We start from the raw sequence: 12,166 nt of genomic DNA on the forward strand, positions 1-12,166 counted from the left end.
GTCGGCGCGGCGTCGAGACCTTCGTCCATCGTGGTCGTTGAGCTTTCTGGAGGGGTTGAGTGTCGACTCAAAGTACACGACTATGGATCAAGCCGTTGTTAACTCGCGCATCAGCGTGAAAGAGTGCTTTTCGACAAGTTGGGAGGGCGGCGTGACGGCCCGGACGCGTTCCCTGCTCAGGCGTCAGGTCGACCCGGCCATGATGTCGCTGCTGCGGGCCATGTCGGTCTGCCACTCCCGCGCCCAACGCCTCGACGCGCTGCGCACCACGGTCTCCGTCGTGATCGCCGGCGCCGGCGCGACGGTCGCCTTCACCGGCGTGTCGGCCACCGCCGTCACCGCGCTCGGCGCGCTCTGGGCCGTGGTCAACGCGCTCGGGCTCGCCACCTGGTCGCGCGGGCAGCTCCGGCGGGCCGCCACCATCCAGGAGATGTTCGACGTCGACCTGTTCCGCCTACCGTGGAACGCGGTGGCGGCCGGCGACCGGGTCGCCGCGCACGAGATCAGCCGACTCGACCGCGCGTTCCGGGGCACCGAGCGCTACCTGCGCGACTACTACGAGATCCCGGAACTGCCCGCCCCGTACGACGTCCTCGCCTGCCAGCAGCAGAGCCTCGGCTGGGGCGCCAGGCTGCGCCGCCGCTACGCGTACACCGTGCTCGTCGCGGTGGCGACCTGGACGGCGGTCGGCGTCGGCTACGGCGTCTTCGCCGGGCTGACCGTGGCCCACCTGCTGCTCGCCTGGTTCGTGCCGTCGCTCGGCGCGCTGCTGCTCGGCGTCGAGATCTACCGGGGGCAGCGCGAGATCGCGGTCGAACGCGACCGGGCCATGACCATCGTCGAGGGCCACATCGCCTCGGCCGTCCGCGACCCGGCCGCTGACGCCGGTGACCTGCTCACCGTGGCCCGCCAGGTGCAGGACCTGCTCTTCCACAGCCGCTGCACCCAGCCCCGCGTGCCGAACTGGTTCTTCCGGCGGTTCCACGCCGCCGACCGGGTCGACTTCCAGTCCACGATGGTCGGTCTCGGCCAGGTGCTGCACGCGCCAGCCCCGGCGACCCGACTCGACGGCTGAGCACGGTGCCGCGCGGGGCCGCGCGGAGCGCCCGACGTCGGTACCCTCCTCCGGTGCCGCACACCGAAGACCCGCTGGCCGGGTTCACGCCGGCCCGGGCGTACACGAAGGATGTCGTCGCCGACGCGCCCGCCGCACCCGGCGTGCACCTGGTGCTCGACGGCGGCGTGGTCGCCTACGTCGGCCGCACCGGCAACCTGCGCGCCCGGCTGCGGCAGCACCTCACCGGCAACCGTGACTCGTCGGTGCTGCACGAGCAGGTCGGCCAGCTCCTCGACACACCGGGCCGCGTCGCGACCCGCGACGACATCGCCGGGTGGCTGGGGCGGTGCGAGGTCCGCTGGCATGAGACCGACAACCCCGAGGGTACGAAGGAAGCGCTGGTCCTGGCGCTGCGTCCCCGTTTCAACCGTCAGGTGCCCCGCCCCCGCTGATGTTGGAGATTCACTTCAGTTCGCGAAACTCGAAGGCGCCACCGATTTCACGCTGGCTATTCTGAGTGCTCGATTCGTGACTCTGAGGAGTTGATGATGGTTGGTCGATGGGAAGCGGAACCTGCTGCCACGTTCGCCCGTCGCCTCGGACGATCCGCCGCCGAACTGGGCGAGAGCGGCGGCACGACCACCTGCCCCGACATCTGGGAACTCTCCAACGGTGACGTGGCCGTCATCGGCCGCGACCTCACCACCGCGTACGACGGACGCCTGCCGGAGGGTGTCAGCGTCGGTCCCGACGAGCGGCTGGTCGTCATTCCGCGCAGCATGATCCGGGCCGCCAAGCCGGACATCCCGGATGCGTGACCTGCTGCGGACGGCGTCCGCCCGACAACTGAGTCTGACTGAGTACGAGGCCGACTTCTACGCCACGGTGGAGACCGTGGACGGGGTGATCCTCAAGACCGAGCGGGCCCAGACGTTCCGTGAGCCGGGCAGCCCCAGCTGGGAGGCGTTCGCGGCCGGTCGATGGAATGAAGCACTGCGGATCGCCGCTCAGCCCAATTCCGACCTGGCCCAGTTCTTCGCCCGCCTCGGCGAACAGGGCTCCGGTCTGCACCGCCTGCGGATCGTGGAGCTTCCGCTTACGCCGTACCTGATCTGGGAGCTGAACTTCCTCCGCTTCCGCGCCGAGGCGGGGGAGCAGATCCGCGTGCTCGACGCGGATGCCGTTACGGAATTGGAGCAGGAGCACGGCCGGGTGCCCGAGCTGATGGTGGCCGGCAGTCGGGCCGTCTACGACGTCCGGTACGACGAGACGGGGCTTCCGGTCGGCGCGGACAAGGTCGTCGAGCCCGAGGTCGTCGAGGGCTGCCGGTCCCAGATTCTGACGATGCTCGATCAGGCCGAGCCGTTCGAGTCGTTCTTCCGTCGGGAGGTCGACGGCCGGACGCCCTCCACCGCCCACCTGTAGTAGCCTGCCCGCACCAGCGACCCTGGAGGCAGGCGTGCCCCGACTGCGCGTGGTGACCAGCCTGGCCCGCCGGTCGGCGACGCCAACCGCGCTGCTACTCGCCGTGCTGGTCATTCTCGTCGCGGTGCTGCTCACGCCGATCGGGCTGCTCTGGATCGGTGACCGTCCCGGCTACGACTGGCCCCTGCTGGGCAACGTCGGACAGGCGTACGGGGCTGCCTCCGCCATTCTCGCCGCCCTTGCGCTGATTGGCGTGGTCGTCTCCCTGATCGTGCAGGCGCGGGAGGCCAAGGCAGCTCGGGAGCAGGCGCTCCGCGCGTTGCACACCGACCTGCTCAAGATGGCCATCGACGATCCCGGACTGCTGGAGTGCTGGGGCCCGATCGAGGAGTCGACGGACCTCGGCTGGTTCCGCAAGCACGTCTACAGCAATCTGATCGTGACCCACTGGCAGCTCATGTGGGAGGTGGACACGCTCAGCGAGCCGCACCTGGAAGTGCTTGCCGACCAGTTCTTCAGGGGCGCCGCCGGGCGACGTTTCTGGGCGGAGGCGAGGGGCCCACGCATGAAGGCCGAGACGTCACGTCGGGCCCGCCGCTTCACGCTGGTCATGGACCGGCGCTACCAGATGGCCGTCGCGTCGGGCCCGGCAGCCGACGCGGCGCGTGCCGTGCCGGAGCCGCGCGAGCCGGAGCCGCACCGTCCCGCTGTCTACCTCGTCAGAGGTGCCGTACTCGGTGGGGGAGCGGTATTCGCCGCTCACCACCTGCTGCGGCGGCTCACCGCTCGTCGGGGTTCGCGGTAGCGGGGCGGGCCGGGCGCAGCGCGTCGACCACCACCGCCCACCGGCTCGGCGTCATCTCGTCCGGTGACCGCAGCACGTCGCCGTCGTGCACCACCACCCCCGCCTCCCGCAGCAGCCGGAGATTCGGCGCGTACGCCGGATGCGCGGCCAGCGCGGCGTTGACCCGGGGGAAGACGTGGATCGGCAGCCCGGTGCCGAGCAGTTCGTTGAGGATGCCAAGCGCCAGCGTGTCGCTCGCGCCGGCCGCCCACTTGTTCAGCGTGTTGAAGGTGGCCGGCACGACCGCGGCGGCGTCGGCCGGCGGGTGCGGCTCGGGGTCGCCGGGGCGGCGCCACTGCACGCGTACCGGATGACCGGTCTGCGCGGCGAGCGCGTCGCGGTCGAGCCAGCTTCCCGCGATCGGGGTGGCGATGAGGCAGACCCGCCACCCGTCGGCGGCCAGCAGTTCGGCGAGTTCGCCGATCCGCTGGGCCGGGGGAGCGGCGCAGACGACGAGGTGGAGCACCGGCGCGTCACTCATGGTCGTCAGTCTTACCCGGAAACGGCCCCGCCCGAGCACCGGGTGCTCGGGCGGGGCGAGGTGTCAAGCGGGGACCGTTCCTATACCGGATCCGTTAAGAGGGGGCCCCGCCTTTCTGGGTCACGCCGTTGACCTTCAGGGTGTACGGGGCGTACTGCTGGACCTGCTCGGTGGGCTCGTCGTAGGCGACCACGGCGACCACCTTCGGGAAGAGCGCGAGCAGCGCGAGCTGCGCCCGGTTGAGCGTCAGGCTCGACTTGCCGTTGAACTCGAACTGCCAGGCCAGCGAGTGCTTCTCGTCCAGGCCGATGAGCCGCACGTTCCAGTTGTGCACCGCGATCGGCTTGATCTCGGTGGGCGAGTCGAACGCGGCGAGGCTGCTGCCGTCGCTGACCGTGGTGCCGCCGAGCGTGACGTCGTCGACGAGCAGGCCGCCCTCGTTGACGCCGCCGTCGCTGACGTAGCGGAAGCCGAGCAGGATGTTCTTGCCGGCGTACGCGGACAGGTCGAAGCTGTGCGGCTCGAAACCGTCGGTGGTGCCGTTGAGCGCCGGGCCGAGCGGACCGTCGGTGGTCTTGTCGCCGGCGACCGCGGTGTAGGTGGCGCCGCCGTCGGTGGAGACCACCACGTAGCCGTAGTCGAAGCCGACCTCCGCGCCGTACTTGGCGAGGAAGCGCAGCGTCGGGTCGGCGGTCGGCACGGTGACCGGGGTGACCGCGGCGGCGTCGGTGTTGTCGGCGTTGCCGGAGAACAGCACCGGGTTGCCGGCGCGGTCCGGGTCGTTCGTCACCACGGTCCAGGCCAGCGGCAGCGCCGGCAGCGTCTTCGCGCCCTGGAACGACAGCGACCGCAGGTCACGGCCGCGCAGCACGGTGCCGTCGGCCTTGGCCAGCGGGACGTAGTCGGCGCCGTTGGGCGCCGCGCCGGGCGTGGCGTACGCGGCCGGGTTGGCCAGGTTGACGGTGGAGCGCAGGCTCTTCGTGGTCACCCGGCTCTTCGGTACGCCGAGCATGATGCCCGTGCGCGACTCCCCGACGATCTTGTCGACCAGCGTCATGGTCTGGTAGTCGTGGATCACCTGGTACATGTTCTTCGCGCCCTCGGCCTTGAGCGCGGCGTCCAGGCTGGCCAGCCCCTGCAGGTCGGCGTCGTTGTGCAGCCGGTGCACGATGTCGTTGCCGTAGCGGTCGTACAGGAACTGGATGAACGCGTACGCGTTGCCGTAGTCGGCGAGCACCGCGTTCGGGTTCGGGCTCTCGCCCCACAGGTTCAGCGAGTTCTCCGGGCCGCCGCAGTCGCGCGGGTTCGCGTTGTACGGCGTCTGCACCGTGCCGAAGCCCTGCTGGCAGTAGAGGTGGCTGTCCGCGCCCCGGTCGAAGACGGTGGCCTTCGTGTCCACGTACCCGGTGAGCGTCTGGGCGAAGTCGGACAGGCCCTCGTTCATCCAGGTGGTCTCGAACGGGTCGCTGTAGTAGTGCGCCAGGTGCTGCCACTCGTGCGCGAACGTGCCCTCGTAGCTGAACGGGCGGGCCGGGCGGCTGGTGCACAGGTCGTCGGTCGGCTCGTCCGGCGGGTTCGCGCCGGTGCGGTGCAGCCAGTCGAACGCGTCGACGGTCATCACGTTCCGGTCGAACAGCTCGTTGAGCTGCGCCGAGAAGAAGCCGGCGATGTAGGTCGGCGCGGCCGGGAAGTCGTAGTAGTTGTCGTCCCGGACGTTGTCGATCAGGGTGACCGTCTTGTTGCCGCCGCCGGTGTAGTCGCCGCCGTTGCCCTGGGCGTCCGGCGGGATCTGGGCGTTGCTGCCGTCGCGGTCCGGCGGCCGGCTGAACGCCACCGTCTCCTTCGGGTACATGTTCGTGTCGAACTCGTGCACGAAGCTCTGCACCTGCGCGTCGGTGATCTGCGTCGACGTGGGGATCTGGTTGCGGCAGTCGTCGGCCGGGAACGCGATGTCGTTGGCGACCCACACCTCGACGTTGTCGCCGACGCCGCGCAGCGTGTAGTCCTTGCGGTAGTAGCTGCCCTGGAAGTCGTCCATGCCGAGCCACTGCCGGACGGTGCCGACCGGCGGGGTCGGCGCCGCGGCGGCCTTCGCGCGGGCCTGGGCGCGCTTCTGGTAGCGGGCCGGGGTCTTGACCGGCTTGCCGTCGAGCGTGAAGTCCTTGCGGGTCAGCTCACGGGTGTCGTCGACGACCGGCTTGGCCTTCGCCTTGGCCGGTGCGGCGGATGCGGCCGTCGCGGGCAGGACGCCGAGGAACGGTAGGACGAGTGCGATGGCTGCGGTACCGGCGATCCGGCTGCGTGCCATTGGCCCTCCTTGTCGGGTGTGCGGAATCCGGCCGACGGGGTCACCGTCGCGTGCGCCGGAGAGACATTCACGTCGTTCGTACGCCACACTGTTGCCTTTGGCAACCAGTCGAACGTGTTAAGAAGGGGCCCCGCCTCTACCGGATGCGTTAAGAAGGGGCCCCGCCTTGCAGGTCGTGGAGAGTGTGCTGCGTGACGTGCGCGAGGGCGCGCACCGGGGCGTCGTCGTCGACTCGCCGCCGGGGGCGGGCAAGAGCACGCTCGTGGTGCGCGCGGCCGCCGAGCTGGCCGTCACCGGGGACCCGCTGATGATCGTGGCGCAGACCAACGAGCAGGTCGACGACCTCATCGACCGGCTCGCCCGGCGGGCGCCCGAGCTGCGGATCGGCCGGCTCTCCGCGACCGACTACCGGCCCAGCGAGCGGGTCACCGGCCACGGGACGGTCCGGGTCGCGGCGAAGGTCGCCGACCTCGGCGGCCCGGCCGTCACCATCGGTACGGCGGCCAAGTGGGCCACCGTGCCCGAGGGTTCCTGGCCGTGGGCGATCGTGGACGAGGCGTACCAGATGCGGGCGGACGCGCTGCTGCGCGTGGCCGGCCGGTTCGAGCGGGCGCTGTTCGTCGGCGACCCCGGGCAGCTCGACCCGTTCTCCGCCGTCGAGACCGCCCGCTGGACCGGCCTGACCTGGGACCCGATGCAGTCGGCGGTGGCCACGCTGCTGCGGCACAACCCGGACCTGCCGGTGCACCGGCTGCCGGTGTCGTGGCGGCTGCCGGCCTCCGCCGCGCCCGTGGTGTCCGCCGCGTTCTACCCGTTCACCGGGTTCCGGGCCGGCACCGGCCCGGCCGACCGGGCGCTGACGTTCACCGGGGCCGGTCCGGGTGACGCCTACGACGCCTCGGTCGAGCTGGCCGCCGCGACCGGCTGGGCGTTGCACGAGCTGCCGGCGCGACACACCGTGCGTACCGACGCCGAGGCCGCCACGGCCTGCGCGGAGCTGGCGCTGCGGGTGCTGGCACGCGGCGCGGTCGCGATCAGCGAGGCGGCGCCGGGCGGCGCGCCGGTGACCGCGGACCGGATCGCCGTCGGCGCCGCGCACCGCGACCAGGTCGCGGCCATCCGGTCCCGGCTGGGTACGGCCGGCGCGGGCGTCACGGTGGACACCGCCAACCGGCTCCAGGGCCGGGAGTACGACGTGACGATCGTGCTGCACCCGCTCTCCGGCCGGCGCGACGCGACCGCGTTCCACCTGGAGTCGGGGCGGCTGTGCGTGCTGGCGTCCCGGCACCGGCACGCCTGCGTGGTGGTGGCCCGGGCCGGCATCGGCGAGCTGCTCGACGCGTATCCGTCGACCGAGCGGGTGCACCTGGACGTGCCGGTGAAGTTCCCGGACGGGTGGGAGGCCAACCAGACCGTGCTCACCCACCTCGACGCGCACCGGGCCTGAGTACGCGCACCTGGGTACGCGCACGGGTCGGAAGCGACGGGCGGGCCGGCCGGGCGGTCCGTTCGGATCTTCCGACAACCGTGGGTGGTGGGCAGGATGGCCGGGTGCATCCTCACGACCCTTATCAGCCGGATCCGTACCAGCCGTACTACCCGCCGCAGTACCCGCCGCAGCCGGAGGAGGACGGGATCAACTGGACGACGGTCCTCTGGGTCGCGGTGCCGGCGCTGCTGGTGATCCTCTGCTGTGCCGGGTGCGTGGTCTCCGGGTTCGCCGGGGCGTTCATGGAGGGCTTCCAGGAGGGCTACTCGTCGTCGTAGGCCGGCGGGTCGCACCTCGACGCGCGCGGCTGGCGGTGGTGCGTTAGACAGGGATCATGACCTTGAGCGTGCTGCCCTGGCTGGGCGGGGCCCTGGTGGCGGTGGCCGCCGGGTTCCTCGCCACGGTGCTGCCCCGGCGCCGCGAGCGCGACCGGGGCCGGCGGGTCGCCTGGTCGTCGGCGCGGGCGGCGATCCACGACGCCGCCGTCAGCCGGGACGCGGCCACCACGCCGGTGCCCGAGGCGGACCGGTTGCTGGCCCGCGCCGAACTGCTCGCCGCCGCGCGCGACGGCGGCGCGGACGCGGCCCGGGAGGCGACCGCGCACGCGCGTCGCGCCGACGAGCTGTGGCGGGCCGGCCGATGAGGGTACGCCGGGAGCTGCTGCGCTGGTCCCTGCTGGCCGTGGCGGCGGCGGTGCTGGCGGTGTTCCTGGTGGCGCAGCGGCAGAGCGTCGACGTCAGCTACGGGCGTTCGCCGTCGTCCGCCTCGCTGCCGGAGGAGGGTGCCGCCGGGGAGTTGAGCGACGCGACCGTTCCCTCGGTGGCGGAGATGACCGCGCTGGTCGCGGCCGATCCGGTGGTACGCCTGCCCGGCGCGACCGCGCGCTGGGACACCGCCCGCGTCCGGGCCGCCATCGGCGGTGACGACACCCGCATCCTGGTCGCCCCGCCGGGGCTGGACGAGGCGGAACGCCGGCGGGTCAAGGACGTCGAGAACGCCGCGATCCGGATCGTCGGCACCGAGGTCAGCGGCGGGTTCTACGTGGCCACGGCGGACGACCTGCCGGGCTGGCGGGCGCAGTTCGCCACCGGTGACGTCACCGGGCAGGTGCTCGCGCTGCTCGCCGGGCTCCGCAAGCAGCCGTCCCCGCCGGACCGCGACGACCTGCGCTGGCGGGAGCCGACCACCGCCGAGTTGGCCCCGGTGACCGCCGCGCTGCGGGCCACCGGCCGGTACGTCGGGTCCGGTGCCACGCTGCCCCGGCTGCCGGAACGGACCGCCGGGGACGCGTTCCCGGACGGGGCCTGGTTCGTGGTGCTGCCGGCCCAGCCGTACGGGGCGCCGCTGCCGGCGTACGGGCCGGCGTTGCACCGGCTCGCCCCGGACCGGCCGGTGGTGGTGATGTACGGCGGCTGGATCGAGTACCACGGTCCGGGCGCGGCGGACTTCGCCGAGGTGGCCGGCGCCAGCTTCTACGCGCAGTACGGGGGCCGGCTCAGCCGCTACGCCTATCCGCAGCTCAACGTGCTCGGCGCGTACCTGGCCCGGGTCACCGACGTGCGGTACGCGGGGCTGTTCGACAGGCCGCTGCCGTACCGGCCGTTCGACCCGCTGCGGGTGGCGTTGCCGGCGCTGCCGTGGCTCTTCGCCGGCTGCGTGGCCGGCTTCGTGGTGCTGTCGATCCGCACCGTGCGCGGCGCCGGCCGGGGCCGGCCGGACGACGTCGGGCCGGGCGGCACGCCGGCGCGGCTGGCCGGGCTCTCCGCGCTGGCCGTGGAGCTGTCCCTGCTCACCGACGCGCGCAGCGACCCGGCGCTGGTGCGGGGCGTCGGCCGGCTGCGCGCCGCCCGGTACGCGCTCGACGACGGGCTGCCGGACCGGCACGTACGCGGCCTGCTGGCGGACGCGGCGGCCGAGCTGGACGGCGTGGCCCGGGACGTGCGGATGCCCGGCTACCGGCCGGACGTCTACCTGCGCGGGAGGCTGTCGTGACCGGTACCGAGCATCGGCGGGCCGGCACCGCGCGTCGGCAGTCCGGGACCGAGCGCCGGCGGGCCGGGACCGCGCGTCGGCAGTCCGGGACCGCGCGTCGGCCGGTGGGCATCGTGCGTCGGCTGCTGGGCCGGCTGGTCGGGACCGCGTTCGGCCGGGCGGTGCTGGCCTGCCTGGTGCTGGCCGGCTGGGCGCTGTGGACCGGCGGCCTGTTCGACGGGCCGGCCGCCCGGCAGGTACGTGCCTCGTCGGTCTACGCGGCGCCCGGCGTGGAGCTGGACCGGGCCGCCGCCGAACGGGTCATCGGCAACCGCCGGCTGGTGGTGCTGATGATGCGGCCCGGCACCGACCTGGCCGGGGCGTGCGACGACACCGAACGGGCCACCCAGGGCACGCTGGTGCTGGCGATGAGCCGGGACGGCGACGACTGGGACACGTACGGCTGTTCCCGCCTCGGCGGTGACAGTCCGCGCGACGTCGGCCGGTCCGTGGTGGTGGAGACCGTGATCGGCCAGGGCGCGGACGCGTTCGTGGACCGGCCGGTCGAGGCGCTGAAGGTGATCGTGCTCAACTACGACCGGCTGGTCCGCACCGGCCTGGTGCCGGACGGCGCTCGGACCATCAGCCCGTCGCTGCCCCGCTACCTGCTGGCCGGCGGTGCGCTCGGCGGCGTGGTGGCCGGCGCGGCGGTGCTCTGGTTGGGTGGCCGGCGGGCCGGCCGGCTGGCCGACGCGCGGCGGGCCGGGCGGGACGCGCGCGCCGACGAGCGGGCCGCGTTGGGCGCGGCGACCGCCGTGCTCGCCCAGCAGATCATCGACCTGGACCGGGCCGGCGGGCCGGGCGGGTCGGCGTACCGGCGGCTGGCCGGCGACTACGTCGGGCTGCTCGACGAGGTGTCCGGATCGGACGCCGGGGATCCGGCGGTGGGCCGGCTGCGGGAGCGGGTGGACGAGCTGAGCCGGCGGGCGGCGGAGCTGGCGGACGACGCGGCGGTGTCCGCGCCGGAGTCGACGCGGACGCGCGGACGGGGCCGGCGGTGACCCGCCGACCCCGTCCCCGGAGCGTCGTCAGCGCCCGGCGGCGACCACCGTGGCGGCCGGCCAGCTGTCGCTGAAGATCTGGGCGGGCGTGGCGCTGCGGGCGGCGAAGCCGAACAGCGAGTCGACCCGGGCGGCCTCGGTGGAGCTGGGGTACGGGTTGGTGCAGCTGGTGCCGGCGCTGCCGCCGGACATCAGGATGGCGCAGTTGCCGTTGTAGTTGTCCGGCAGGCCGAGGATGTGGCCGATCTCGTGCGTCATGATGCGCAGCGGCGAGTACTGCTGGGCCTGGTAGTAGTCGATGACCACGCGACCGTTGCCGAGGCTGGTGCGCTGGGCGTACGACCCGCCGCCGTAGGTGTAGTAGATCATCAGGTTCGACCCGCACTGGGCCATGTTGATGTTGTTGGTGTAGTTGTTCCAGATCGACGCCGCCTGCACCGCCGTGCTGGCGAACGGGCCGGCCTGGCTGGTGTTGTAGCAGACGTTGCGGACCGCGGCGGAGGCCGGTGCCGGGTTGACGGCGACCGCGCCCAGCGCCGTCAGCGTCACGGCCGCGAGGGTGGCGAGGATCCGGGACAGCTTCGGCGTACGCATGGTTCACACTCCTGGGGATGGGGGGTGTGCGGACGCCGACAGCCTATAGATATTTATCGATCGATATCAAGGTCTGTCAGGTGGCGGCGTGCGGATCGGCCGCGTTCAGCTCGGCGACCACCCGGTCGTACTCGCCACGCGCCGCCGCGTGCCGGAGGAACTTCACGCGCTCGACCTGGATCTCCGTGGCGTCCTGTTGCGCCTCCAGCAACGTCACCACCTCGGCCACGAACTCGTCCAGCGGCATGGCGAACTCGCTGCTCTCCTGTCCGGGCAGCAGCCCGGTCCGCACCGCCGGCGGCACCAGCTCCACCACCCGTACGCCGGTCTCGGCGAGCTGGAGCCGGATCGACTCGCTGAGCATGTGGATCGCGGCCTTGGACGCGTTGTAGCTCGGGGTGACCCGCAGCGGCACGAACGCCAGGCCGGACGAGACGGTGACGATGGTGGCGTCCCCGCGCTGCCGCAGATGCTCGACGAACGCGCCGATCAGCCGGATCGGGCCGAGCACGTTGGTGGTGATCACCTCCTCGGCCGAGGCGAGGAACGTCTCGGGTGAGCGCCAGTCCTCGATCCGCATCACGCCGGCCATGGCCACCACGACGTTGAGCTCCGGGTGCCGGGCCAGCACCGTCTTCGCCGCCGCCGTGACGCTCGCCGGGTCGGTCGTGTCGATCGGCACGGTGTCCAGGCCCGGGTGGGTCGCGGCGATCTCGTCGAGCAGCTCGGTACGCCGGCCACCGACGATCACCGTGTTGCCCCGGTCCCGCAGGGCGAGCGCCAGCGCCAGGCCGATCCCGCTGGTGGCGCCCGGAATGAAGATGGTGTTCCCGGAGATGTCCATGCCGCCAGCATGGCCGGCCCGTGGTTGCCGGGGCAGAGTTCCGTGATCGGGGGATCCCGGATCCCTGGTTCGCGTCGCCCGGCGGCGGATAC

Annotated in this window: 14 protein-coding genes; 10 read left to right on the forward strand and 4 right to left on the reverse strand. The window is 72.7% G+C overall.

Going from position 1 to position 12,166, the window contains the following annotated elements; all coding sequences use genetic code 11:
• The first annotated feature begins 151 nt into the window (after window positions 1-151).
• The 5 genes from OG767_RS06665 to OG767_RS06685 all read left to right on the forward strand — a co-directional run bounded on the left by OG767_RS06665 (window position 152) and on the right by OG767_RS06685 (window position 3,287).
• Window positions 152-1,075, forward strand: a complete 924-nt coding sequence (locus OG767_RS06665) for an S-4TM family putative pore-forming effector (protein WP_405092621.1) — start codon at window positions 152-154, stop codon at window positions 1,073-1,075.
• 53 nt (window positions 1,076-1,128) lie between these two features.
• Complete coding sequence (locus OG767_RS06670; RefSeq protein WP_405092622.1) at window positions 1,129-1,509, forward strand: hypothetical protein; 381 nt, start codon at window positions 1,129-1,131, stop codon at window positions 1,507-1,509.
• 96 nt (window positions 1,510-1,605) lie between these two features.
• Window positions 1,606-1,875, forward strand: coding sequence for a hypothetical protein (locus OG767_RS06675; protein WP_281943850.1), 270 nt, complete (start codon window positions 1,606-1,608; stop codon window positions 1,873-1,875).
• On the forward strand, window positions 1,868-2,482 hold the full coding sequence (locus tag OG767_RS06680) for a DUF6879 family protein (protein ID WP_405092623.1): 615 nt from the start codon (window positions 1,868-1,870) through the stop codon (window positions 2,480-2,482). Before OG767_RS06675 ends, OG767_RS06680 begins: the two co-directional genes overlap by 8 nt.
• A 34-nt stretch (window positions 2,483-2,516) precedes the next feature.
• Window positions 2,517-3,287 carry a DUF6082 family protein gene (locus OG767_RS06685; RefSeq protein ID WP_405092624.1) on the forward strand — a complete coding sequence of 257 codons (771 nt, stop codon included), beginning with the start codon at window positions 2,517-2,519 and terminating at the stop codon, window positions 3,285-3,287.
• Here the strand turns inward: OG767_RS06685 and OG767_RS06690 are convergent.
• Both OG767_RS06690 and OG767_RS06695 read right to left on the reverse strand, forming a co-directional pair.
• Window positions 3,262-3,807: a flavoprotein gene (locus OG767_RS06690; protein WP_405092625.1), complete on the reverse strand. Its 546-nt coding sequence runs from the start codon at window positions 3,805-3,807 to the stop codon at window positions 3,262-3,264. The genes OG767_RS06685 and OG767_RS06690 overlap by 26 nt on opposite strands.
• A gap of 94 nt (window positions 3,808-3,901) precedes the next feature.
• Window positions 3,902-6,115, reverse strand: coding sequence for a choice-of-anchor J domain-containing protein (locus OG767_RS06695; protein ID WP_405092626.1), 2,214 nt, complete (start codon window positions 6,113-6,115; stop codon window positions 3,902-3,904).
• 166 nt (window positions 6,116-6,281) lie between these two features.
• On the opposite strand from OG767_RS06695, the gene OG767_RS06700 reads away from it, so the two are divergent.
• The 5 genes from OG767_RS06700 (at window position 6,282) to OG767_RS06720 (ending at window position 10,636) form a co-directional block, all read left to right on the forward strand.
• Window positions 6,282-7,562, forward strand: a complete 1,281-nt coding sequence (locus tag OG767_RS06700; RefSeq protein ID WP_405092627.1) for an AAA family ATPase — start codon at window positions 6,282-6,284, stop codon at window positions 7,560-7,562.
• Between the two features lie 104 nt (window positions 7,563-7,666).
• Window positions 7,667-7,882 carry a hypothetical protein gene (locus OG767_RS06705; protein WP_281936221.1) on the forward strand — a complete coding sequence of 72 codons (216 nt, stop codon included), beginning with the start codon at window positions 7,667-7,669 and terminating at the stop codon, window positions 7,880-7,882.
• 56 nt (window positions 7,883-7,938) lie between these two features.
• The gene (locus tag OG767_RS06710) at window positions 7,939-8,247 is read left to right on the forward strand and encodes a DUF6403 family protein (protein WP_281936219.1); all 309 of its coding nucleotides are present in this window, start codon (window positions 7,939-7,941) and stop codon (window positions 8,245-8,247) included.
• Window positions 8,244-9,596 carry a hypothetical protein gene (locus OG767_RS06715; RefSeq protein ID WP_405092628.1) on the forward strand — a complete coding sequence of 451 codons (1,353 nt, stop codon included), beginning with the start codon at window positions 8,244-8,246 and terminating at the stop codon, window positions 9,594-9,596. Before OG767_RS06710 ends, OG767_RS06715 begins: the two co-directional genes overlap by 4 nt.
• Entirely contained in the window at window positions 9,593-10,636 is a 1,044-nt protein-coding gene (locus OG767_RS06720; protein ID WP_405092629.1) for a hypothetical protein, read from the forward strand. The genes OG767_RS06715 and OG767_RS06720 overlap by 4 nt, the downstream gene beginning before the upstream one ends.
• Before the next feature lie 27 nt (window positions 10,637-10,663).
• Here OG767_RS06720 and OG767_RS06725 read toward each other — a convergent pair whose 3' ends face one another.
• Window positions 10,664-11,230, reverse strand: coding sequence for a snapalysin family zinc-dependent metalloprotease (locus tag OG767_RS06725; RefSeq protein ID WP_405092630.1), 567 nt, complete (start codon window positions 11,228-11,230; stop codon window positions 10,664-10,666).
• Window positions 11,231-11,306: 76 nt separating this feature from the next.
• Window positions 11,307-12,074: an SDR family oxidoreductase gene (locus OG767_RS06730; RefSeq protein ID WP_405092631.1), complete on the reverse strand. Its 768-nt coding sequence runs from the start codon at window positions 12,072-12,074 to the stop codon at window positions 11,307-11,309.
• Between the last annotated feature and the right edge of the window lie 92 nt (window positions 12,075-12,166).

The sequence above is a fragment of the Micromonospora sp. NBC_01392 genome, assembly GCF_045040125.1.
GTDB lineage: Bacteria > Actinomycetota > Actinomycetes > Mycobacteriales > Micromonosporaceae > Micromonospora.

Coding starts and splice junctions, on each gene's coding strand:
- OG767_RS06675 (WP_281943850.1), top strand. CDS start 1,606: ATGGTTGGTCGATGGGAAGCGGAACCTGCTGCCACGTTCGCCCGTCGC.
- OG767_RS06680 (WP_405092623.1), top strand. CDS start 1,868: ATGCGTGACCTGCTGCGGACGGCGTCCGCCCGACAACTGAGTCTGACT.
- OG767_RS06690 (WP_405092625.1), bottom strand. CDS start 3,807: ATGAGTGACGCGCCGGTGCTCCACCTCGTCGTCTGCGCCGCTCCCCCG.
- OG767_RS06695 (WP_405092626.1), bottom strand. CDS start 6,115: ATGGCACGCAGCCGGATCGCCGGTACCGCAGCCATCGCACTCGTCCTA.
- OG767_RS06710 (WP_281936219.1), top strand. CDS start 7,939: ATGACCTTGAGCGTGCTGCCCTGGCTGGGCGGGGCCCTGGTGGCGGTG.
- OG767_RS06715 (WP_405092628.1), top strand. CDS start 8,244: ATGAGGGTACGCCGGGAGCTGCTGCGCTGGTCCCTGCTGGCCGTGGCG.
- OG767_RS06725 (WP_405092630.1), bottom strand. CDS start 11,230: ATGCGTACGCCGAAGCTGTCCCGGATCCTCGCCACCCTCGCGGCCGTG.
- OG767_RS06730 (WP_405092631.1), bottom strand. CDS start 12,074: ATGGACATCTCCGGGAACACCATCTTCATTCCGGGCGCCACCAGCGGG.